20 protein-coding genes are annotated in these 22998 nt (G+C 70.6%); 10 read left to right on the forward strand and 10 right to left on the reverse strand.

Annotated features, from left to right (window positions below):
- Positions 1 to 298: 298 nt before the first annotated feature.
- Positions 299 to 679, reverse strand: a complete 381-nt coding sequence (locus NCG93_RS15270) for a hypothetical protein (RefSeq protein ID WP_194412621.1) — start codon at positions 677 to 679, stop codon at positions 299 to 301.
- Positions 680 to 698: 19 nt separating this feature from the next.
- Between NCG93_RS15270 and NCG93_RS15275 the strand changes: the two genes are divergently transcribed.
- Complete coding sequence (locus NCG93_RS15275) at positions 699 to 2165, forward strand: aminotransferase-like domain-containing protein (protein WP_194412622.1); 1467 nt, start codon at positions 699 to 701, stop codon at positions 2163 to 2165.
- Positions 2166 to 2326: 161 nt separating this feature from the next.
- Here NCG93_RS15275 and NCG93_RS15280 read toward each other — a convergent pair whose 3' ends face one another.
- The 4 genes from NCG93_RS15280 to NCG93_RS15295 are packed head-to-tail and all read right to left on the reverse strand — an operon-like array spanning position 2327 to position 5895.
- Entirely contained in the window at positions 2327 to 2857 is a 531-nt protein-coding gene (locus NCG93_RS15280) for a ribonuclease H family protein (protein WP_194412623.1), read from the reverse strand.
- Between the two features lie 10 nt (positions 2858 to 2867).
- Entirely contained in the window at positions 2868 to 3338 is a 471-nt protein-coding gene (locus tag NCG93_RS15285) for a GbsR/MarR family transcriptional regulator (protein WP_252787573.1), read from the reverse strand.
- 17 nt (positions 3339 to 3355) lie between these two features.
- Positions 3356 to 4975 (reverse strand): ABC transporter permease, encoded by a 1620-nt coding sequence (locus tag NCG93_RS15290; RefSeq protein WP_194412624.1) that lies wholly within the window; start codon positions 4973 to 4975, stop codon positions 3356 to 3358.
- Complete coding sequence (locus NCG93_RS15295) at positions 4972 to 5895, reverse strand: ABC transporter ATP-binding protein (protein ID WP_194412625.1); 924 nt, start codon at positions 5893 to 5895, stop codon at positions 4972 to 4974. The genes NCG93_RS15290 and NCG93_RS15295 overlap by 4 nt, the downstream gene beginning before the upstream one ends.
- 164 nt (positions 5896 to 6059) lie before the next feature.
- Here NCG93_RS15295 and NCG93_RS15300 point away from each other — a divergent pair, with 164 nt between their 5' ends.
- The 7 genes from NCG93_RS15300 (at position 6060) to NCG93_RS15330 (ending at position 14717) form a co-directional block, all read left to right on the forward strand.
- Positions 6060 to 6839 carry a GntR family transcriptional regulator gene (locus NCG93_RS15300; RefSeq protein ID WP_194413732.1) on the forward strand — a complete coding sequence of 260 codons (780 nt, stop codon included), beginning with the start codon at positions 6060 to 6062 and terminating at the stop codon, positions 6837 to 6839.
- Positions 6840 to 6849: 10 nt separating this feature from the next.
- Positions 6850 to 8394, forward strand: a complete 1545-nt coding sequence (locus NCG93_RS15305; RefSeq protein ID WP_194412626.1) for an MmgE/PrpD family protein — start codon at positions 6850 to 6852, stop codon at positions 8392 to 8394.
- Between the two features lie 115 nt (positions 8395 to 8509).
- Positions 8510 to 9409 carry a methylisocitrate lyase gene (prpB, locus tag NCG93_RS15310; RefSeq protein WP_194412627.1) on the forward strand — a complete coding sequence of 300 codons (900 nt, stop codon included), beginning with the start codon at positions 8510 to 8512 and terminating at the stop codon, positions 9407 to 9409.
- Positions 9410 to 9512: 103 nt separating this feature from the next.
- Positions 9513 to 10703, forward strand: a complete 1191-nt coding sequence (locus tag NCG93_RS15315) for a bifunctional 2-methylcitrate synthase/citrate synthase (protein WP_194412628.1) — start codon at positions 9513 to 9515, stop codon at positions 10701 to 10703.
- A 4-nt stretch (positions 10704 to 10707) separates the two neighbouring features.
- Positions 10708 to 11160, forward strand: a complete 453-nt coding sequence (locus NCG93_RS15320) for a hotdog fold thioesterase (RefSeq protein ID WP_194412629.1) — start codon at positions 10708 to 10710, stop codon at positions 11158 to 11160.
- Between the two features lie 110 nt (positions 11161 to 11270).
- Positions 11271 to 12449 (forward strand): thiolase family protein, encoded by a 1179-nt coding sequence (locus tag NCG93_RS15325; RefSeq protein ID WP_194412630.1) that lies wholly within the window; start codon positions 11271 to 11273, stop codon positions 12447 to 12449.
- 141 nt (positions 12450 to 12590) lie between these two features.
- The gene (locus tag NCG93_RS15330) at positions 12591 to 14717 is read left to right on the forward strand and encodes an MDR family MFS transporter (RefSeq protein ID WP_194412631.1); all 2127 of its coding nucleotides are present in this window, start codon (positions 12591 to 12593) and stop codon (positions 14715 to 14717) included.
- A gap of 19 nt (positions 14718 to 14736) precedes the next feature.
- Here NCG93_RS15330 and NCG93_RS15335 read toward each other — a convergent pair whose 3' ends face one another.
- Positions 14737 to 14874, reverse strand: a complete 138-nt coding sequence (locus tag NCG93_RS15335; RefSeq protein ID WP_194412632.1) for a hypothetical protein — start codon at positions 14872 to 14874, stop codon at positions 14737 to 14739.
- 280 nt (positions 14875 to 15154) lie between these two features.
- Here NCG93_RS15335 and pulA point away from each other — a divergent pair, with 280 nt between their 5' ends.
- Positions 15155 to 20953: a pullulanase-type alpha-1,6-glucosidase gene (gene pulA, locus NCG93_RS15340; RefSeq protein ID WP_194412633.1), complete on the forward strand. Its 5799-nt coding sequence runs from the start codon at positions 15155 to 15157 to the stop codon at positions 20951 to 20953.
- Between the two features lie 49 nt (positions 20954 to 21002).
- On the opposite strand, the gene NCG93_RS15345 is transcribed toward pulA, so the two are convergent.
- Genes NCG93_RS15345 through NCG93_RS15360 form a run of 4 tightly spaced genes read right to left on the reverse strand, consistent with a single transcriptional unit; the run spans position 21003 to position 22405 of the window.
- Positions 21003 to 21446: a hypothetical protein gene (locus NCG93_RS15345; protein WP_194412634.1), complete on the reverse strand. Its 444-nt coding sequence runs from the start codon at positions 21444 to 21446 to the stop codon at positions 21003 to 21005.
- Positions 21443 to 21790 (reverse strand): hypothetical protein, encoded by a 348-nt coding sequence (locus NCG93_RS15350; RefSeq protein WP_194412635.1) that lies wholly within the window; start codon positions 21788 to 21790, stop codon positions 21443 to 21445. Before NCG93_RS15350 ends, NCG93_RS15345 begins: the two co-directional genes overlap by 4 nt.
- Before the next feature lie 26 nt (positions 21791 to 21816).
- Complete coding sequence (locus NCG93_RS15355) at positions 21817 to 22185, reverse strand: bleomycin resistance protein (RefSeq protein ID WP_194412636.1); 369 nt, start codon at positions 22183 to 22185, stop codon at positions 21817 to 21819.
- A gap of 40 nt (positions 22186 to 22225) precedes the next feature.
- On the reverse strand, positions 22226 to 22405 hold the full coding sequence (locus NCG93_RS15360) for a hypothetical protein (protein ID WP_194412637.1): 180 nt from the start codon (positions 22403 to 22405) through the stop codon (positions 22226 to 22228).
- Positions 22406 to 22605: 200 nt separating this feature from the next.
- On the opposite strand from NCG93_RS15360, the gene NCG93_RS15365 reads away from it, so the two are divergent.
- Complete coding sequence (locus NCG93_RS15365) at positions 22606 to 22992, forward strand: YciI family protein (RefSeq protein WP_194412638.1); 387 nt, start codon at positions 22606 to 22608, stop codon at positions 22990 to 22992.
- Positions 22993 to 22998: the final 6 nt, after the last annotated feature.

Consider the following 22998-nt stretch of genomic DNA (forward strand, 5'->3'; position numbering starts at 1 on the left):
TACGGCGACCGCGCCATCGCGAGACGCCGCGCTCGCCGGGAACTGCAGCGCTCGCGCGTGTGCGCCGGCGCAGGTGAGTCGCAGGCCTGCCCGCCCGCGGGCTCAGGTGAGCCGCAGACGCGGGCGGTGGACGGATGCCGCGGCCGGCGTGGTGCCCGCGATCAGGCGAGTCGCTGACGCGGTCGGCGAGCGAACGCGGCAGTTTCCGGCGACCGCGCCATCGCGAGACGCCGCGGTCGCCGGGAACTGCAGCGCTCGCGCGTGTGCGCCGGCGCGGGTGAGCCGGAGGTCCGCGGGCTCAGGTGAGCCGGAGCCGCGGGCGGCGGACGGATGCCGCGGCCGGCGTGGGCGCGCGGCGGCCGGTGGTCGCCGGGCCGACGGGTCGAGGCGCGACAGCGATCGCGTCGCCCGCGACATCCCGGAGCCGGACATCACGCAGTGCCGGCGCCGCACGGAGGTGTGAGGCGACCGCGCGCACGAGCGCGACGGGGGAGCGGGGGGTCAGGGCCGACGCGGCGTCCGGTGCGAGGCCGGCCAAGACCGCGGTGAGCAGGGCCCTGAGCGCCTCGTCGTGTGAGCGGACGTCGTCGGCGCCGATCCACTCGACGAGCTGGTCGATGGTCCAATCCGGTGAAACTGGCCCGATCGTGACGGATGCGGTGGCGTCTGACGTGAACATTGGACCAGAATGCGATGCTATGACGACTGTTCACAGGGCCAATGAGCGGCTGGTGGACCATCGGGTGGCACTCGGCGGCGCCGTCGAGGCTTCCCGGCTGGCCGGTCGCCTCGGCCGATGGGCGCACGGCGATGGCACCCTCACGGTCCAGCTCGCGCAGGCGATCGCCGCGCTCATCCACGGCGGCGAACTGCGCTCCGGCGACCGCCTGCCGGCGGAGCGAGCGCTCGCCGCCGCCATCTCGGTCTCGCGCGGCACCGTGGTCGCGGCATACGCGCTGCTGAGCGAGGAGGAGCTCGTCGAGCGGCGGCAGGGCAGCGGCACCCGTGTCGCCGGGCACCTCGGCGGTCCGCTGCCGACGCGGGAGCGCACCGCCCGCGGGGAGAGCCTGTTCTCGGCCCTGCCGTCGGGCATCGACCTGCTCCGCGCCGTGCCGGCGATGCCGTCGCTGGCCCTCGACATCGTGCGTGCGCACGCCCCGACCCTCGATCCGGTGACGCTGGCCGAGACCGACCCCGCCGGGTTGCCGGTCCTCCGCGCGCGCTTGGCCACGCTGCTCGAGGAGGAGGGCACGCCGGCGACCGCCGCTCAGATCCTCGTGACGCACGGCGCCCAGCAGGCCATCAGCCTCGTCGTGGACGAACTCGTCTCACCCGGCGATGTCGTGCTCACCGAGTCGGTCACCTGGCCCGGTCTCGCCGACTCGGTGCGCCGGCGCGGGGGGCGCGTGCACGGCGTGACGATCGGCCCCGACGGCATCGACGTCGACGAGCTCGAGGCGGCGATCGTCGCGCTGCGTCCGGTGCTCGTCGCGGTGAACCCGCACCACCACAACCCGACGGGCACCCGCCTGCCGGCGGCGGGCCGGCAGCGGATCGCCGACCTGTCAGCGGAGTACGGCGTGCCGGTGCTCGAGGATCGCGTGCTGGCGCACGTCTCGTTCGACGGCGTCGTGCCGCCGACGCTCGCCGCCCTGCGCCCGGACGCCCCGATCATCGTCGCCGATTCGCTGTCGAAGTGGTGCTGGTCAGGGCTGCGCGTCGGCTGGCTGCGCGCCGATCCGGTGCTGGTGCGCCGGCTGCGGGCGCTGCGCCAGCTCGTGGACCAGTCGACCAGCGTTCCGGCTCAGCTCCTCGCCCTCGACCTCGTCGACGAGGCGCGGGCGCTGCGGCGCTCCGTGAGCGAGACGCACGCGGTCGCATCCGCGCAGCTGATCGCCGCGATGGCGGAGCACCTGCCGGAATGGGAGGTGACACCGCCGCGCGGCGGGCTGGCGGTCTGGGCGCGGCTGCCCAGGGGATCGGCGACCGCGCTCTCCCGCATCGCTTCGATGCGCGGCGTGGCGGTCGCGGGCGGCACCGAGTTCACGGCATCCATCACCTACGACGACCACATCCGCGTTCCCTACACGGCACCGGAGGCGCAGCTGCAGGAGGGCGTGCGACGGCTCGGCGTGGCGTGGCGGGAGTACCGGGCGCAGCTCTGAGCTCGATGCGGGCGTCGGTCGCGAGTCGCCCGCCGCCGCCGTGACTCGGATATCCGCCGGAATACGGGTTTGTCGGCCCGAAGCGTCCGATCGCGGGCAGATCGCCGACGTTCGGCAACTGTCGACGCGGCCCGGCAGGAGTGCCGCGGGCGGCTGCGAGCTCAGCGGCCGTTCTTGGGGCGCGTCGAGACGTCGATGCGGTCCTGCGCGCCCAGCGACGACCACGCGCTCGCCGTGCCCTTCGCCGCATGCTCCGAGGCTCGGACGGCGCGCTCGTCGGCCCACGCGTTGAGCACGTGGCCCGAATGCCCGCGGACGTGCTCGAGCACGACGTCGGGCAGACCGGCCGCGCGGCGGGCGTCGCGCGCGACGATCAGCTGCTCCAGGATGTCGACGTTCTTCGTCGGCGCGCCGGTCGAGGTCTTCCAGCCGCGGCGGCGGTGGCCGTCCATCCACTTCGTGTAGGTGTCGATGGCGTACTTCGAATCGGCCTGCACCACGAGGTTCTCGATGTCGGCGTGGTCCTCGATCGCCTTGAGAAGACCCATCAGCTCGCCGACGTTGTTCGTGCCGAGCGGGATGGCCCCGGCGGCCCAGTGCCCGTCCTCGCCGACCCACGCCCACCCCGTCGGCCCGGGGTTGCCCTTGCAGGCTCCGTCGGTGGCAACGATGTAGGGGGTCGTGTCAGTCACTCGGGCAAGGCTACCGTGCGCCCGAGGAGCGCTCGGCCCGCCATTCTGCCGCGAGGTGCGGCATCCGTTCCGCGAGATACCTCAGGAAGTCGGCGACGTCGCGCGCTCTCGCAACGGATGCCGGCGCGCCGTCGTTTGCATCGGCGATGCGGTCGATGTGGCCGGCGAGCGCGGAGTAGAGCGGAGCGTTCGCCGTGATCATCCCCGACCACGCGTCGTCGGTCAGGTCGTAACGGTCGCGCCGGTCACCGGGCCGCGACAGCCGCTGGATCAGCCGCATAGACACCAGGTATCGCACCGCCCCCGACACCGCCGCGGCCGACACTCCGAGGCGGTCGCCGAGCTCGGCCGCGGTGTAGCCCTCGTCGGGTGAGCCGACGAGGGCCATCATCACGCGTGCGGGCATGCGCGCCATGCCGGCGCCGGTCAGCATCGCGGCCGCCTGCTCGGCGGCGTCGACGCCGGGATGCTCGCTGGTCACATCGCCCCCTTCGATGACTATCCTCCCGCTTCCAGTTCGCGACGGCGCATCAGCCCGAGGGAGGCCACGGCGCCGGCGGCGGTCGCGAGCAGCAGCCACCACAGCCCGCGCACGTCGATGTCGTCCCCGTCCAGGAGGGGGGTGACGGCGATGGGCGAGAGGTGCACCAGCCAGTCAGGGAACTGGAACAGCGGGCCGAAGAGACCGAGCATCATGCCGATGACGACCAGCGTCCAGCCCACGGGGATCGTCAGCCGGGGGAGGAGGACGAACACGAGCGCCGTGAGGACGAGGAAGACGGATGCCGCGGCCACCTGCCCTGCCCCGGTCACGAGGACCGTGCGCATGAGGTCCATGTCGCCGTCCTGCGACGCGATGCCGATCGCCGCGCCGCCGATCGCGGCAAGGATCACGAGCACGATGGCGAGGACGGCCACGACGAGGTAGTCAGCGAGCCACCGCACCCTGCCGACCGGCGCGGCGAGCAGCGGCTCGGCCGTGCCGTGCGCCTCCTCCTGCCGGGCACGGCACACCACCTGCACCGCCGCACATGCGGCGAGGATGCCCAGCATGGTGAAGAAGGTGGCCACCGTCCCCTGCTCCAGGCTGCCCTCGCCGGAGATCTGCTGCAGGATCTCCTCGACCGACGGGTTGGCGGCGCCGATCTCCTGCACGATCGAGGCGAGCGAGGTCGAGAGGATGCCGACGAGCAGGCCGCCGACCGTCCAGCCGATGACCGCGCCCCGCGTGAGGCGCCAGACGAGGCCGGTCGGGGTCGAGAGGGCAGCGGAGGCATCCGCTCGTGCCGGCCGCTCCGCGATGAAGCTTCCGCCGAGGTCGCGGGCCGAGACCAGCACCGCCGAGACCGCTGCCAGCACGAGGCCTACGGCGAGGCAGAGCACGACGGGCCACCACAGGTTCTCGTCGAAGGCCCGCGTGTTCTCGCCCCATCCGAAGGGGGAGACCCAGGTGAGCCACGAGCTCTCCATGCGGGTGAGGTCGTCGCTCGGCGTGCCGATCGCGTTGCCCATCCCCGCGAGCACGAACGTGATGAGGAGCGTCCAGACGGCGAGCGAGTTCGCTCCGCGCGACGTGCGCATGAGCTGCGCCGCCACGAGCCCCACGCCGAGGAACGTCACGCCGACCGCGCCGACGGCCGCGCCCGCAAGGAGCGACCCTTCGACGCCGAGGCCGACGGCGACGAACGCCCCGGCGGTCAGCGCCCCGAGCAGCAGGTTGGCGAGCAGGCCGTGCACCGCGGTGGCGACGAACGGCAGCGTGCGCGAGGCCGGAGTCGCGGCGACCAGCTCGGCGCGGCCGGACTCCTCGTCGCCCCGGGTGTGCCGCACGGCGAGGAACGTGCTCATGAACGCCGCGAGCATGGCCAGCCACGGGAAGATCAGGAAGACCATGAAGGCGCCCTGATCGGCGCCCGAAGGCAGGCCGCGGAACAGCAGGATCACCGGGTTCGCGAGAGCGGCGGCGAGCAGCGAGGTGCGGTCCTGCTCGGTGCCGTAGGAGTCGGCCACGCCGACGTACGACGCGTAGGCCAGCAGGCCGGTGCCGACCGCCCACAGCAGCACCTGCACCCAGTCCCGCCGGATGCGCTGACCGAGCAGGGCGAGGAATCGCGTCATCGCCCGGTTCCGTCCATCTCGGCCAGTTCGTCGCCGTAGTGGCGCAGGAAGAGCTCCTCGAGCGAGGCCGGCGCGATGCGCAAGCCGGCCGCGTCACGTGCGGCGAGCGCGGGGAGCGTGGATGTCACGGCGTCGCTGTCGACCGTGAACCTGATGCGGCCCTCCTCGACCACGACGTCGTGGGCGCCCGGGATGCCGGCGATGGACGCGGCATCCGTCCCCTGGAACGAGACCTCGGTGCGAGTGAGGTGGCGGAGCTCCGCGAGCGTGCCCGCCTCGACGATGCGGCCGGAGCGGATGATCGACACGCGGTCGCAGAGCTGTTCGACCTCCGACAGGATGTGGCTCGAGAGCAGCACGGTGGCGCCTGCCGCCCGCACGCGCGCGATCTCGTGGCGGAACATGACCTCCATGAGGGGATCGAGGCCGCTCGTCGGCTCGTCGAGGATGTACAGATCCGCCGGCACCGCGAAGGCGGCGATGAGTGCGACCTTCTGGCGGTTGCCCTTCGAGTAGGCCCGGCCCTTCTTGCGCGGGTCGAACTGGAACGCCTCCATGAGACGCTCCTTCTGCGCCGCATAGGCCGGGTCGTGCCGCGAGGCGCCGCGAAGCCGTGCCATCAGGTCGATCGCCTCGCCGCCCGAGAGGTTGGGCCACACGCTGACATCGCCCGGCACATACGCGATGCGGCGATGCAGCGCCACGGCGTCGCGCCACGGATCCTGACCGAAGACGGATGCCTCGCCGTCCGTCTTGCGCGCGAGCCCCAGGAGCACGCGGATCGTGGTGGACTTGCCGGCTCCGTTGGGTCCGAGGAACCCGTGGATCTGACCCTCGTCGACACTGAGGTCGAGCCCGTCGAGGGCGTGGACGCGGCCGTAGTGCTTGGTGAGGCCGCTGGTGCGGATGATCGTGGACATGGCGCTGAGGCTACGCCGATTTCACAAATTCCTGAATATTCCTCACGCTTTCCTCACGATCGCGCCGACGTTGTATACCTTGGTGCCCGTAGTTCGCGTTGACGGTGCGCTGCGGCCCGCTTATGTATACACTGGCCGAGGTGTGGAACGAGGAGGTGATGCGGATGCGGGCCAGCGACCGCGCGTACGCGACCCTCCTCGACGAGATCCAGTCCGGAGTCCTGCGCCCCGGCGCCGTCCTCGGAGAGGTCGAGCAGGCCGCCCGGCTCGGCGTCAGCCGCACGCCGTTGCGCGAAGCGCTCGGCCGCCTCGCCGCCGACGGGCTCGTCGCCCAGCAGTCGCCGCGTGTGACCGTGGTGACGGCGATCGACGCGGGTGACATCCGCGAGATCTTCGAGGTGCGTCGCGCCCTCGAGGAGTCCGCCGCCCGTCTCGCCGCCGAGCGGGGCGATGCCGCCGCCTTCTCGGAGCTCGCTCACTCGTTCGCGCGCGTCGACCTCGCAACCGCGGAGACGGATGCCGCGGACGCCGCCGACCGTTCCCGCAGCGCGGACGGCACCGACGCCTACTACGCCCTCATCGAGCGCTTCGACCTCGCACTCGACGCGGCGGTCGCCAACGACTACCTGACGGCCGCACTGCGCACCGTGCGCACGCACCTCGTGCGCGTGCGACGGCTGGCGCGCGACAATCCCGCCCGGCTTGCCGCATCGGTCGCCGAGCACCGCTTGATCGCGGCCGCGATCGGCGCGCGCGACGCGGACCTCGCCGCCCACGCCACGCACGTGCACCTGCACAACGCGCTCCACAGCATCCTCGAGTCCCTCCGCGCTTCGACAGGCTCGGCGACCGGCACGGCCCCCGCGGCCGCGGCCGGCGCTGCGAACACCCCGGTCCCCGCGACCGATCGGTTCCCTGAGCCCGTCGAAGGCCTGCACCAGTGAAAGGCCGGTCATGACCGTCATCCACCACCTCCGCGTCCACCGCAGCGACGAGAACCTCGCGCGCGAGGGGCAGCTCGCCTGGCACATCGCCGAGATCGCCGCCGACCCGGTGGCGGTCGACGAGGACGTGGTCGACATGATCATCAACCGTGTGATCGACAACGCGGCGGTGGCCGCGGCATCCCTCACCCGTTCACCGGTGAGTGCCGCCCGCCAGCAGGCCCTCGACCACGCCGTGTCGGTCGGCGGCTCGGGCGCGACAGTGTTCGGGTGCGCGCTCGACCGCAAGACCAGCCCGGAATGGGCGGCGTGGGCGAACGGGGTCGCCGTGCGCGAGCTCGACTACCACGACACCTTCCTCGCGGCGGAGTACTCGCACCCGGGTGACAACATCCCGCCCATCGTGGCCGTCGCGCAGCACGTCGGCGCCGACGGTGCCGCGCTCGTGCGCGGGCTCGCGACGGGCTACGAGATCCAGATCGACCTGGTGCGCGCGATCAGCCTGCACAAGCACAAGATCGACCACGTCGCCCACCTCGGCCCGTCGGCCGCGGCCGGCATCGGCACGCTCCTGGGCCTCGACGTCGAGACGATCTACCAGGCCGTCGGCCAGGCCCTCCACACCACGACCGCGACGCGGCAGTCGCGCAAGGGCGAGATCTCGACGTGGAAGGCGCACGCGCCCGCGTTCGCCGGCAAGATGGCGGTCGAGGCCGTGGACCGGGCGATGCGCGGCGAGACGTCGCCGTCGCCGATCTACGAGGGCGAGGACGGCGTCATCGCGTGGCTGCTCGACGGACCCGACGCCACCTACGAGGTGCCGCTGCCGGGTGCGGGCGAGTCCAAGCGCGGCATCCTGGATTCGTACACGAAGGAGCACTCGGCCGAGTACCAGGCGCAGGCCTGGATCGACCTCGCCCGCAAGCTCCACGGCGAGCACCCCGTGCTTCGACAGGCTCAGCAACCGGGTTCTGAGGTCAACGTCGAGTCGATCGTGCTGCACACGTCGCACCACACGCACTACGTGATCGGCTCGGGCGCGAACGACCCGCAGAAGTACGACCCGACGGCCTCGCGCGAGACGCTCGACCACTCGATCCCGTACATCTTCGCGGTGGCGCTGCAGGACGGCGGCTGGCACCACGTCGACTCGTACCTGCCGTCGCGCGCGGGCCGCGAAGACACCGTCGCGCTGTGGCACACGATCACCACGGCGGAGGATCCCGAGTGGACGCGTCGCTACCACTCGGAGGACCCGAACGAGAAGGCGTTCGGCGGGCGCGTCGAGATCCGGCTGACGAATGGCGAGACCATCGTCGACGAGATCGCGGTCGCCGACGCCCACCCGCTCGGCGCGCGGCCGTTCGCGCGCGAGGACTACGTGCGCAAGTTCCGGCTGCTGGCCGAGCCGGTGCTCACAGCCGGCGAGATCGAGCGCTTCCTCGGCCTCGCCGAGCGGCTGCCCGAACTCACCCCCGAAGAGGTGCAGCAGTTGACGATCGTCGCCGACTTCGGCGTCCTCGCCGGCGCCCCTGCCCCGAAGGGGCTGTTCTGATGCGCGGCCCAGCAACAACTCCTCAAGATCAGGCGCGGATCGCGGCTCCGTCGCACGTCGCAGCGCTTTCGCCCGTGTCTATGAGGAGTTCCGGTCGGCTCGGAAAGGACGACTGATGCTGTATTCCGCCATCCCCGCGCACGAGAAGCGCCGGCTGTTCCGCGAGAGGCTCGCGACCGGGGAGCTGATGCGCTTCCCCGGGGCCTTCAACCCGCTGAGCGCCCGGCTCATCGAGCGCAAGGGCTTCGAGGGCGTCTACATCTCGGGCGCGGTGCTCAGCGCCGATCTCGGCCTGCCCGACATCGGTCTGACGACGCTGACCGAGGTCGCCGGGCGTGGGCAGCAGATCGCGCGGATGACCGACCTGCCGGCGATCATCGACGCCGACACGGGCTTCGGCGAGCCGATGAACGTGGCGCGCACGATCCAGACGCTCGAGGACGCCGGCCTCGCGGGCACCCACATCGAGGACCAGATCAACCCGAAGCGCTGCGGTCACCTCGACGGCAAGGCCGTCGTCGACGAGGACACCGCGATCAAGCGCATCCGAGCGGCGGCCGACGCGCGCCGCGACCCGAACTTCCTCATCATGGCGCGCACCGACATCCGCGCCGTGGAGGGGATGGATGCCGCCACCGACCGTGCAAAGGCGCTCGTCGACGCGGGGGCCGATGCCGTCTTCCCGGAGGCGATGCGGACGCTCGAGGAGTTCGCCGCCATCCGGGCGGCCGTCGACGTGCCGATCCTCGCCAACATGACCGAGTTCGGAAAATCCGACCTGTTCTCGGTCGACCAGCTGCGCGACGTCGGGGTGAACATCGTCATCTGGCCGGTGTCGCTGCTGCGGATCGCGACGGGCGCGGCATCCCGTGCACTCGATACGCTCATCGAGGACGGGCACCTCACCTCGAAGCTGGGGGAGATGCAGCACCGGGCCGACCTCTACGACCTCATCGACTACGAGCAGTACAACCACTTCGACCAGGACGTCTTCAACTTCCAGATTCAGCGCTGACCATGTCCCGAACTTCGCGTTGCATGTCCCGAGATCACTCGCTGCCGCACCTGCGGAACGACCGATTCCGGGACATGCCGCACCCCGAAGGAGAGCAGTCATCATGACCGAACCCGACATCAAGAAGGGGCTCGCGGGCGTCGTCGTCGACTACACGGCGGTCTCGAAGGTCAACCCCGAGACGAACTCGCTGCTGTACCGCGGGTATCCGGTGCAGGAGCTCGCCGCGACGCAGTCGTTCGAGGCCGTCGCGTACCTGCTGTGGCACGGCGACCTGCCGACCGACGTGCAGCTGGCGCAGCTGCGCGCCACCGAGCGGGCCTACCGTCACCTCCCGGCCGACGTGCGCGCCGCGATCGACCTCGTGCCGATCGACGCCCACCCGATGGACGAGGTGCGCACGGCCGTGAGCCTGATCGGGGCGCGCGACCTCGCCGGCACCGGCTCGGTGCTCGAGGTGAGCGGCAGCGCGGAGGAGAACCTGGCCCGCAGCGTCCGGCTGTTCGCCGTGATCCCCGCGATCGTCGCCTACGGTCAGCGTCGCCGTCGAGGGCAGCAGCCCGTCGCGCCGCGCGACGACCTCGACTACGCGGCGAACTTCCTCTGGATGACGTTCGGCGAGGAGGCCGACCCCGTCGTCGTCGACGCCTTCAACCGCTCGATGGTCCTGTACGCCGAGCACTCCTTCAACGCCTCGACCTTCACCGGCCGCGTCATCGCCTCGACGCTCAGCGACCTCTACTCGGCGGTCGTGGGAGCCATCGGCGCCCTCAAGGGACCGCTGCACGGCGGCGCCAACGAGGCGGTCCTGCACATCTTCGACGAGATCGGCACGGCCGAGAACGTGGGGCCCTGGCTCGACGAGGCGCTCGCCGAGAAGCGCAAGATCATGGGCTTCGGCCACCGCGTCTACAAGCGCGGCGACTCGCGCGTGCCGACGATGAAGGCGGCCCTCGACACCCTCGTCGAGCACTACGACCGGCCCGACGTGGCCGCGCTCTACGACACCCTCGAGTCGGAGTTCGTGTCGCGCAAGGGGATCTACCCGAACCTGGACTATCCCTCTGGCCCGGCATACAACCTCATGGGCTTCGACAGGCTCACGTTCACCCCGCTCTTCGTCGCGGCGCGCGTCACCGGCTGGACCGCGCACATCATGGAGCAGCTCGCCTCGAACGCGCTCATCCGCCCGCTGTCGGAGTACAACGGCCCCGACGAGCGCCACATCGAGGGCTATGTTCCGGATGCCGCGATCCTCGCCGTCGCCGACCGCGACGAGGAAGCGGCGGGCTGACCCGATGAGCCTGTGGCACGGTGCGGACGCCGTCGACCTCGGCGCGATGGCGGACGCAACCCTCATCGAGAACCTCGGCATCGAGATCGTCGAGATCCGCGACGACGCGCTGGTCGGACGCATGCCGGTGGACCACCGCACCGTGCAGCCGGCGGGCGTGCTGCACGGCGGGGCCTCCGTGGCGCTCGCGGAGACGCTGGCGTCGTGGGCCGGCTACCTCGCCGTGGATCGCGAGCGGTTCCACGTCGTCGGCCAGGAGATCAACGCCAACCACATCCGGCCGATCTCGTCGGGCTGGGTGACGGCTACCGTGACGCCCGTCAACATCGGTCGCCGTGTGCACGTGTGGGAGATCCGCATCGTCGACGAGGCCGGCAAGCTCGTCTGCATCTCGCGGTGCACGCTCGCGGTCATCGAGCAGCGCAGCACGTACGCGACGCCTGACACGCGCGGCTGATGACGGATGCCGCGGCCCGTGATGATCACGGATGCCGGGGCCGCGGCTGAACACGGATGCCGGGGCCCGCGGCATCCCGGGCCGTCTTAGGCTCTGAGGAGGAGGCCATCATGCGCAGCGCAGTCATCGTCGACGTCGTCCGCACCCCGTCCGGGCGCGGCAAGCCCGGGGGCGCGCTGAGCGCGGTGCACCCCGTCGACCTCGTCGCCGGAGTGCTCACATCGCTGCTCGAGCGCAGCGGCCTGGAGTCCCGGCAGATCGACGACGTGCTCATGGGGTGCGTCAGCCAGATCGGCGATCAGTCCCTCAACATCGCGCGGCAGGCCGTGCTCGCCGCCGGCTTCGACGAGACGGTGCCCGCGGTGACGATCGACCGCCAGTGCGGGTCGAGCCAGCAGGCGGCGCACTTCGCGGCGCAGGGCGTGATCGCCGGCGCGTACGACATCGTGATCGCTGCGGGCGTCGAGTCGATGAGCCGCGTGCCGCTGGGCTCGTCGGCACACGGCGGCACGGTCTCGCAGGGCGTGGCGCACCGCTACCCCGACGGCCTGGTGAACCAGGGAGTGTCGGCGGAGCTCATCGCGCAGCGCTGGGGATTCGACCGCGAGGAGCTCGACGCGTTCTCGGCCGAGTCGCATCGGCGGGCGGCGGATGCCTGGACCCGCGGCGCGTTCGATTCGCAGGTGATCCCGGTGCTCGCCGGTGATGCCGATGCTGTCGCGTTCGACGAGACGGTGCGCGCTGGGACGACCGTCGACTCGCTGGCCGGGCTGAAGTCCGCCTTCCGCACCGATGCGCTCGCCGCCCGGTTCCCCGACCTCGGCTGGCGCATCACCGCCGGCAATTCGTCACCGCTCACGGATGCCGCATCCGCCGTCCTCATCATGAGCGAGGAGAAGGCCGCCGAGCTCGGCCTGACGCCGCGGGCGCGCTTCCACTCGTTCGCGGTCGTCGGGGACGACCCGATGATGATGCTGACCGGTCCGATTCCCGCGACGCGGCGTATCCTCGAGCGCACGGGGCTGGGCGTCGACGACCTCGACGCCTACGAGGTGAACGAGGCGTTCGCCTCGGTGCCGCTCGCGTGGCTGCGCGAGCTCGGCGCCGATCCCGCGAAGCTCAACCCGTGGGGCGGCGCGATCGCCCTCGGCCACGCGGTCGGTGCATCGGGCACGCGCCTGCTCGGCACGCTCGTGTCGTACCTGGAGGCGACCGGCGGCCGCTACGGCCTGCAGACGATGTGCGAAGGCGGCGGCATGGCCAACGCCACTGTCATCGAACGGCTCTGAGATCGAACGGCTCTGAGGTCGACTGGCTCTGAGGTCGACTGGCTCTAAGGGCCTCGCCGTCGTCGTCCGGTCTACGATGGGCCTGACCTGACGACGACGGCGTCGCCTATCCCCATCGCTGATCCGCATATCGGGAGTGTCATGTCCGAGACCCGCGTCACGTCCGAGGCCACTGCCGCTCCGATCATGACCCACCGCATGATCATGTTCGTCATCTTCGGGTTGATGGCGGGCATGTTCCTGTCGGCACTCGACCAGACCGTCGTGGGCACGGCGATCCGGACGATCGGCGATGACCTGCACGGTCTCAGCCAGCAGGCCTGGGTGACCACGGCCTACCTGATCGTCTCGACGATCTCGACGCCGATCTACGGCAAGCTCTCCGACATCTTCGGCCGGCGGCCGCTGTTCATCATCGCCATCGTCATCTTCGTGATCGGGTCGATCCTGGCCGCGTTCGCCACCTCGATGCTCGAACTGGCGGCCTTCCGTGCCGTGCAGGGCTTGGGCGCCGGCGGCCTCATGTCGATGCCGCTCGCGATCATGGGCGACATCCTCGCGCCCCGCGAGCGCGCCAAGTACCAGGGTTACTTCCTGGCGGTCTTCGGCGTTTCGAGCCTCCTCGGGCCGCTCATCGGCGGACTGTTCGCCGGTGCCGACCAGATCCTCGGGATCGCCGGCTGGCGCTGGGTCTTCCTCATCAACGTGCCGATCGGCCTCGTGGCGCTGGGCATCGTGGTGCGGTTCCTGCACATCCCGAAGCGGCCCCCTCACTCGGTGCGCATCGACTGGTGGGGTGCCACCACCGTCATCATCGCGCTCGTGCCGCTCCTGCTGGTCGCCGAGCAGGGCCGCGAATGGGGCTGGGACTCGCCGCTCGCCTTCGGGTGCTACATCGTCGGCGGCCTCGGGGTCATCGCGTTCATCATCGTCGAGGCCGTCATGAAGGACGACGCGCTCATCCCCCTGAAGCTGTTCCGCTCGTCGACGTTCTCGATGGCGACAGTGATCGGCGTCTTCGTCGGGTTCGGCATGTTCGGAGCGATGCTGACGATCCCGCTGTACCTGCAGCTCGTGCTCGGCTCGACGCCGACCGAGAGCGGTCTGCAGATGCTGCCGATGATCCTCGGCATGATGATCGCCTCGATCGGCAGCGGCCAGATCATCTCCCGCACCGGGCGCTACCGCATCTTCCCGATCCTGGGCACGGCGTTCCTGTCGATCGGCTTCTTCTGGCTGACGCATCTGCAGTACGACACGTCGTACTGGTTCATGGCGGGCGGCATGCTGCTGATCGGCCTGGGGCTCGGCCAGCTGATGCAGACCCTCACCATTGCGAGCCAGAACTCGGTGGGCCTCCGCGACATGGGCGTGGCAACCAGCTCCTCGACGTTCTTCCGCCAGATCGGCGGCACCCTCGGCACCGCCGTCCTCCTGTCGCTGATGTTCGCGCTCATGCCGCAGAACATCCAGGTCTCCTTCGCCGACGAGGCGACCCTGACGTCGGCGCTCGACGCGGCGTTCGACCCCGAGGTCGCCGCGGCGCCCGAGAACGCCGACATCATGGCGAAGATCTACACGCCCATCGTCACGGAGACCACCGACGCGACCACGGCGAAGCTGCAGGAGGTCATGGATCAGGCGACGGATGCCGCCACCCAGGCGGTGGCGGACCAGGTCGAGGCCGGGCAGATCCCTGCGGAGCAACAGGCGGCGGCGACCGAGGCGGCCGTGGCTCAGGCCCAGCAGGCGGCGCTGACCGAGATGCAGAAGCAGGTGCCGGTCGCCCGCGTCTCGGATGACGGACAGGTGAGTCTGGACTTCTCCGACGCCGACGAGCGCGCCGAGTTCGTCGGCACGCTGGTGCCGACGCTGCTCGACCAGTTCGCCGACGGCGGCGGCGACTCGCAGATCGACAACAGCACGATCGACGACACCTCGTTCCTGGTGGGCGCCGACCCGCGACTGAGCAAGCCGCTGCTGGTGGCCTTCAACGACTCGGCGGTGTCGGTGTACTGGGTGGCGATGTGGGTGGTGATCATCGCCTTCGTGCTCTCGCTGTTCTTCAAGACGCCGCCGCTGCGTGCGAAGTCCGCACTGCAGGAGGCGGTCGACGACGACGCGGCGCTCTCGGCGCAGCGGGCCGCGAATCAGGCCGGAGCACCGGTCGACATCGACACCGGCGGCATCCGCGTGCCCGCCGGGGCCGGGGCCGGGGCCGCCCCGCTCACGCGCCGCGAGGCGCGCGAAGCCCGGCTGGCCGAGTGAGCGCAGCCCCGGTCGCTGGTCAGGCCGGCTCCGTCGTGCGGATCAGGCCGCAGTTCACACACGACCATGCGACGAGGAAGCGCTCGTCGTCGAGGATCTCGAACCTCAGGGGATCGCCGCACGTCGGGCACGCTCGCGGATCGGGTGCCTCCGTCATGACCTCAGCCTAGGCATCCCAGCGGCACCGCGGCCGTTCCCGGTGCGGTTTCCTTCGCGCAGCTGCGGGTCCTCGGCGCCGCCGCGCATTGCGGGGCCTGGGCAATGCAAGCGGTTGCGACAACAGTGGCCGAGCGGATGCTGCGAGCAGCGGCATCCGCCAGATGAAAGCGTTCTCATGGTGTAAGCGCTTGCAGTTCCTGCGATCTCGCTGTTAGTGTCGGCGGCACACTGCACCATGGGCACGCCGGCGTGCCCACCGCCCCACCCCAGGAGCTTCCGTGTCGAAGTCGACCCGTCCCCGTGCCCGCATCGCGGCCGCCGCCCTTGTCGCGGCCGCCCTCGTCCTCACCGGGGGAGCGGTCGCCATCGCCCCCGCCGCCGCGGCGGAGCGCACGTTCGCGCTCGTCGGAAGCCTGCAGTCCGAGCTCGGCTGCTCGGCCGACTGGCAGCCCGAATGCGCCGCCACCGACCTCGCGGCGACAGACGCGACCGGCGTTTACGCCGCCGAGTTCGAGGTGCCCGCCGGGACGTACGAGTACAAGGTGGCGGTCAACGACGCGTGGGACGAGTCGTACGGGCTGAACGGCGGCACCGACAACGTCCCGCTCACGGTCGCCGGCCCCGCGCACCTGCGGTTCCTCTTCGACGACGCCACGCATCGCGTGGGCGTCGCGGTGCAGAGCCTGCGCGCCGGCTACACCGCCGACGACGACGCGCTGGTCGCGCCGCCGGTGCGCCAGCCGGGCAGCCAGGAGCAGTTCTACTTCGTCATGACCGACCGTTTCGCGAACGGCGATGCCTCCAACGACGCAGGGGGACTGACCGGTGACCGCCTGACGACCGGCTTCGACCCGGCCGACAAGGGGTTCTACAACGGCGGTGACATCGCCGGCCTCCGCGAGAAGCTCGACTACATCGACGACCTCGGCACCACCGCCATCTGGCTCACGCCGAGCTTCAAGAACAAGCCGGTGCAGGGGGTCGGCGCCAACGTGAGCGCCGGCTATCACGGCTACTGGATCACCGACTTCACGCAGATCGACCCGCACCTGGGCACCAACGCCGAGCTCGAGGCGCTCATCGCCGAGGCGCACGCCAAGGGCATCAAGGTCTACTTCGACATCATCACGAACCACACCGCCGATGTGATCGACTACGCCGAGAAGCAGTACGGCTACATCGACCAGGCGACCTCGCCCTACACGGACGCCCAGGGCGCCGCGTTCGACCCGCACACCTACGCGGGCACCGGCACGTTCCCGGCGCTCGACCCGGCCACGTCGTTCCCGTACACACCGGTGGTCGCCGACGCCGACAAGGACCACAAGGTGCCGGCGTGGCTGAATGACCCGACGATCTACCACAACCGCGGCAACTCGACGTGGGCGGGCGAGTCGGTCACATACGGCGACTTCGACGGCCTCGACGACATCATGACCGAGAGCCCCACCGTCGTGAACGGGTTCGTCGACGTCTACGAGCAGTGGATCGACCTCGGCATCGACGGCTTCCGCATCGACACTGCGAAGCACGTGAACTTCGAGTTCTGGCAGCAGTGGTCGACCCAGGTGCTCGACTACGCCCGCACGGTGGCGAAGAAGCCCGACTTCTTCATGTTCGGCGAGGTCTACGACGCCGACCCGGTCAAGCTCTCGCCGTATGTGCGCCAGACCGACATGTCGAGCGTGCTCGACTTCACCTTCCAGAGCGGCGCCACCTCCTTCGCGAAGGGCGGCTCGGCCGCGCTGCTGCAGAACGTCTACGCCGGCGACGACCACTACACGACCCCGCACTCGTCGGCCACGGCGCTGCCGACGTTCCTCGGCAACCACGACATGGGCCGTGCGGGCTTCTTCCTCAAGGACGCCGACCACGCTGCCCAGCGCGACCTCCTGGCGCACGACCTGATGTTCCTCGGTCGCGGCCAGCCGGTGGTGTACTACGGCGACGAGCAGGGCTTCGCCGGAACCGGTGGCGACAAGGACGCCCGCCAGTCGCTCTTCGCGAGCGAGGTGCCGTCGTACCAGAGCCAGAGCCTCATCGACGGCACGACGGCCGGGTCGGTCGACCGCTACGACACCTCGGCGCCGATCTACACGCACATCGCCGAGCTCGCGGCCCTGCGCGAGGCGCACCCGACCCTCGTGACCGGTGCCCAGATCGAGCGCTACGCCGACGACGGCGCCGGCGTGTACGCCTTCTCGCGCGTCGACCGCGACGACAAGGTCGAATACCTCGTCGCCCTCAACAACACCACCGCCGACAAGACGGTCGACGTGACGACCCTCACCGCCGACGCGTCGTTCGCGCCTGTCTACGGCACCACCACGGCGATCTCGACGGATGCCGCGGCCGCGGCATCCGTCACCGTGCCGGCCCTCTCGGCCGTCGTGTATCGCGCCGACCGGATCGTCACCTCCCGCGCGGAGGCGTCCGCGATCAGCGTGTCGGTGCCGGCGGCCGGGGCCGGACTGACGGGCTCGGCGGCGATCGGGGTCGACATCGACGCGACCTCTGCGCAGCCCGCGACGTGGCAGGAGACGAGCTTCGCGTGGCGCGTCGTCGGATCCGACGAGTGGCACGCCCTCGGCACGGCCGAGGACACCGCGCCCGGCGTCTTCCACGATGTCGACGGCCTCGCCGCCGGCACGCTGGTCGAGTACCGCGCGGTGACGACGGATGCCGCGGGCCACCACGCCGCCGCCTCGACCTATGCGTCAGTGGGCAACCGCGTCAGCCTGGGCGTCGACGAGACGCCCGAGGAGCCGGAGGAGCCGGAGCCTCAGACGCCGACCGCGTACGGCGCGGTGAGCGTCGCCGGCAGCTTCAACGACGAGGCCGGGTGCCCCGGAGACTGGCAGCCGGACTGCGCCGCCGTGCAGATGACGAAGGTCGACGGCATCTGGACGCTCGCGCTCGAGAACCTTGCGCCCGGGACGTACGAGTACAAGGTCGCCACCGAGAAGAAGTGGGATGAGAACTACGGCGCCGGCGGCGCCCAAAACGGGTCCAACATCGTCCTCACCCATGCGGGCGGCCCGATCACGTTCTTCTTCGACCCCCGCACCAAGAACATCCGCTCGACGGCCGACGGCCCCGTCATCACGCTGCCCGGCTCGCTGCAGAGCGAGGTGGGGTGCGCGGGCGACTGGGCTCCGGACTGCCTCGCCACCATGATGTTCGACCGTGACGGCGACGGCGTCTTCCAGTTCACCACCGACGACCTCCCGACCGGTTCGTACGAGGTGAAGGTGATGCACAACCGCAGCTGGAGCGAGAACTACGGCGCCGGCGGCGCCCCCGGCGGAGCGAACATCTCGTTCAGTGCCAGCACCGGCAAGGTGGTGACGTTCCGCTATGACCTCGAGACGCACGTGCTGACCGTGAAGGCCAGCGACCCGCCGCTCGCCGGCACCGGCGAGCTGCGCGCGCAGTGGATCGATGCCGAGACCATCGCATGGCCGGCCGACCTCGGTGCCCCGGTGGCCGAGGCGACATGGCAGCTGTTCGGTGCCGCGGATGCCTCGCTCGGCCTCTCGGCTGACCGCGAGGTGACCGGCGGCTCCGACCCGATCACGCTGAGCCCCATCGACGGTGGGCTCACCGACGCGCAGAAGGAGCGGTTTCCGGCCCTCGCCGGCGCGGTGGCGCTGCACGTCGACGACGTCTCCCGAGAGGCGGCCGCCGACCTGCTGACCGGTCAGCTCATGGTCGCCCAGCGGGCGGCAGGTGGGGCGCTCGCCGCGTTCACCGGCGTGCAGACGGCCGGCGTGCTCGACGACCTGTACGCCGACGCCGTCGCCGACAGCGACCTCGGGGTGACGTTCGCCAAGGACAAGCCGAGGTTCCGCCTCTGGGCGCCGACGGCGCAGCGCGCGACGCTGCTCACGTGGGACGCGTCGACCGGGACCCCGGCTGCGGAACCGGTGCGCCACGAGGCGACGTGGGATGCGGCATCCGGAATCTGGACCGTGAAGGGCAGGAAGTCGCTCACGGGCGACGAGTACCTGTGGGAGGTCGTCGTCTACGCGCCGACCACCGGGAAGATCGAGACCAACCAGGTCACCGACCCGTACTCGGTCGCGCTGACGACCAACTCGGAGCGGTCGGTGGCGATCGACCTCGACGACAAGGACTGGCGCCCGAAGGCCTGGGAGAAGACCAGGGCGCCCGTCGTGGCCCGGCCGGTCGATCGCGCCATCTACGAGCTGCACGTGCGCGACTTCTCGATCGGCGACACCACGGTGCCCGAGGCGGAACGCGGCACCTATCGCGCCTTCACGCGCGCCAGCGCAGGCACCGCGCAGCTGCGCCAGCTCGCCGACGCCGGCATCAACACGGTGCACCTGCTGCCGACGTTCGACATCGCCACGATCGAGGAGGACCGCTCCCAGCAGCAGACGCCGGACTGCGACCTCGCGTCGCTGCCCGCCGACAGCGACCAGCAGCAGGCGTGCATCGCCGCCGTCGCCGACACGGACGGCTTCAACTGGGGCTACGACCCGTACCACTTCTCGGTGCCCGAGGGCTCGTACGCCGTCGATCCCGAGGGCGGCGCACGCGTCGCCGAGTTCCGGTCGATGGTCGGCGCGCTGCACGGCATGGGCCTGCAGGTCGTGCTCGACCAGGTGTTCAACCACACCTCCGCGTCGGGACGGGCCGACACCTCGGTGCTGGACCAAGTCGTGCCCGGCTACTACCAGCGCCTGAACGCCGCGGGCGCGGTCGAGACCTCGACCTGCTGCCAGAACGTGGCCACCGAGCACGAGGTGGCCCAGAAGCTCATGGTCGACTCGGTCGTGCTGTGGGCGCGCGAGTACAAGGTCGACGGCTTCCGCTTCGACCTCATGGGCCACCACTCGAAGGCCAACATGCTGGCGATCCGCCACGCCCTCGACAAGCTGACCCTCAAGAAGGACGGCGTCGACGGAAAGTCGATTTACCTCTATGGGGAGGGCTGGAACTTCGGCGAGGTGGCGAACAACGCCCTCTTCGAGCAGGCCACGCAGGGGCAGCTGGGCGGCACCGGCATCGGCACGTTCAGCGACCGGCTGCGCGACGCCGTGCACGGCGGCAGCCCTGTCGCCGGCGAGACGATCCAGCAGCAGGGCTTCGGCACCGGTCTCGGCACCGACCCGAACGGCGTGCCGATCAACGGGACCACCGAACAGGCTCTCGCGGATCTCGCGCATCAGACCGACCTGCTCAAGCTGGGTCTCGCGGGCAACCTGCGCGACTACACGCTGACCGCATCGGACGGCACCGTGAAGGCGGGCGACGAGCTCGACTACCGCGGCTCGCCGGCCGGCTACGCCGAGCAGCCCGACGAGATCATCACCTATGTCGACGCGCACGACAACGAGACGCTGTACGACCTGTCGGTGATGAAGCTGCCGGCCGACACACCGATGGCCGACCGAGTGCGCATGAACACCCTGTCGCTCGCGACGACGACCTACGCCCAGACGCCGTCGTTCTGGCACGCGGGCACCGAGCTGCTGCGCTCCAAGTCGCTCGACCGCAACAGCTACAACTCGGGCGACTGGTTCAACCGCATCGACTGGACCGGACAGCAGTCCACGTTCGGCTCGGGGCTGCCACCGGCCGCCGACAACGATGACAACTGGGGCATCATGAAGCCGCTGCTGGCGAACCCGGCCAACAAGCCCGGCGCCTCCGACATCGCCACGGCCGAGGCATCCGCTCTCGACCTGCTGCGGGTGCGCGACGAGGTGGGTCTCCTGCGTCTCGGGTCGGCGTCGCTGATCGAGCAGAAGGTCTCCTTCCCGAACAGCGGAACGGATGCCGCACCCGGCGTGGTCGTCATGCTCGTCGACGACCTCGTGGGCAAGGATGTCGACCCGAAGCTGAAGGGCGCACTGGTGGTGTTCAACGCGGGCACCGAGCCGACGACGCAGACGGTCGCCGAGCTCAGCGGCCGGAAGTTCTCGCTGACGCCGGCGCTCGCCCGCGGCTCCGACCCCGTCGCGAAGACCACGACGTGGGACGCGTCCACCGGCACGATCACGGTGCCGGCGCGCACTGCGGTGGTGCTGGTCGAGCCTCAGCGCCGCTGACGACTCCGGCGCTCGCTCGTCGCGCGGCGGGCGGGCGCCGGACCGGTGGCTACGGAAGCTCGAGCTCGTACATCTCGTCGTAGTCGGTGTAGGCGATCGTGACGGTGATGGGACGGTCGATCAGCTCCGCGGGCAGCGTGAAGACGTGGGTGGTGGGCGACATGTCCGCGGTGCAGACCTCGTTGGGTGATGGGCCGAACTCGATGCGCATCTCACCCGGACTCGTCACCTCCGGCTCGGAGGGGACGGGCGGGCAGCTGCCGCTGCCCATGGTGATGACCGCGAACTCGTCGTCGTCGATCCAGCCCGCGGCCGGTTGACCGGTGAGCGGATCGGGGACGGGGCCGTCCCAGTCATCGGGGATGCCTTGCTCTGTGTCCTGCGCTGCGGAGCCGTCGCTCCCCGAGCCGTCGCCGCATCCCGCGACCGCGAGCAGAGTCATCGCGGCCGAAGTGACGAGCCCGGCGGTCGCGAGCGAGCGGCGCAGCCTCACAGACTCAGACGGACGAGAAGCTGCTCGGCGGCGCTGGAGATCACGCCGAGTTCGTAGGGCACCACGAAGAGGGCGATCACGGCGAAGATCGCGATCGTCGAAACGGTCGCACGCCGGATGATGCGGTCGACCAGCAGTCCCAGCACCGTGGCGATGGCGAGAGTCGCCCCCGCCACGGCCGAGAAAGCCATGCGCACGTACGCCGCGTCATCGGGCGCCGACGAGCTGGTGTTGAGCAGGCTGAGCGCCGTCGGCACGATGATGAGACCGCCGATCAGCAGGATGGGGGCCGAGAAGCCTCTCAGGCTCGTTCCGGGCCGGGGCTTCGTCGCGACGTCCGTCATGGCGCGAGCATAGCGCCGGGGCGGAGTCAGAGCGGGCTGCCGACGCGGACCAGATTGCCGCTGCGGTCGACCACGGCGAACTCCCGCATGCCGTAGTCGGTGCTCACCGGGGCGACGATGCGGCTGCCGGTGGCCGGGTCGGGCACGACCTCCTTCTCCCACTCTTCGAACAGGCGCTGCGCGTCGTCGACATAGAGATAGCACATCGACGAGGTGCGCAGCGGGTCCACGGTGGCGTCTTCGGTGAAATGCAGTTCCGCGGTGCCGCGCCCGACGATGAGGTAGCCCCACTCCTCGGGAGGCGCTCCGCGATTCTCGAACCCCAGCCTCTCGAAGAAGCCGAGGGTCTCACGAAGGTCGCGGCTGAGGAGGATCGGGACGGCGCGCTCGGTCACATCGGCAGGCTAGCGCGGGGCGGACGCGTTCGACAGGTGGTCAGAGCGCGGCGAGAACGGCCGGACCGAACACCGCGACCGCGGCGACCGCGACGCCGGCCACCGCGACGGCGGCGATCCCGAGGACGAGGATGTTGCCGGCGATCGTGAGCAGCAGCGCTGCCGCGGGTGGCAGCTCGCGGCGCCGGGCGATGGGGACGGAGGTGGTGGTGCTGGCCATGCTTCGACGCTACGGACGCGCCCGTCGCGCCGCGTCCACCGCGGGTCGGATCACCGTCAGCCCAAAGGATGATGCTGGTGCGCCGAACGTCGGCGGCAACCCGAAAAAAGAATCTCGAGCGAAGTGTCGACATCGGGCGACCCCGTCCGACGACCCGAGTGAGGCTCGCGCCGGCCCGCCCGCAACGGAAGGATCAGACCATGAAGTACATGATGTTCGTCGTCACCTCGCTCGAGCCCGACGTCGAAACCGACGACTCCGACGTCGACCTCTGGGTCGACCCGCTCGACGCCAGCGGCAAGCGCGTCATCGGCGAGGTGCTGGCTCCGCAGACCGAGTCCACCGTCGTGAAGGTGCGCGGCGGCAAGGTGCTCACCGCGCGCGGCCCCTACGTGGAGACGTCCGAGGTGATCTGCGGCTTCGACATCCTCGAGGTCGAGGACCTCGACGAGGCGATCGAGATCGCCTCGCGGCACCCGATGGCACGCAACGGTCAGCTCGAGCTGCGACCGTTCATGGTCTGGCCCGACGCCGCCGCCGACGCCGACGCCGAGCCCGCCGAGACTCACGCGCACGCCGACGCCTGAGCCGCG

Origin of the sequence: Microbacterium yannicii, from assembly GCF_024055635.1 — a bacterium.
Taxonomy (GTDB): Bacteria; Actinomycetota; Actinomycetes; order Actinomycetales; family Microbacteriaceae; genus Microbacterium; species Microbacterium yannicii.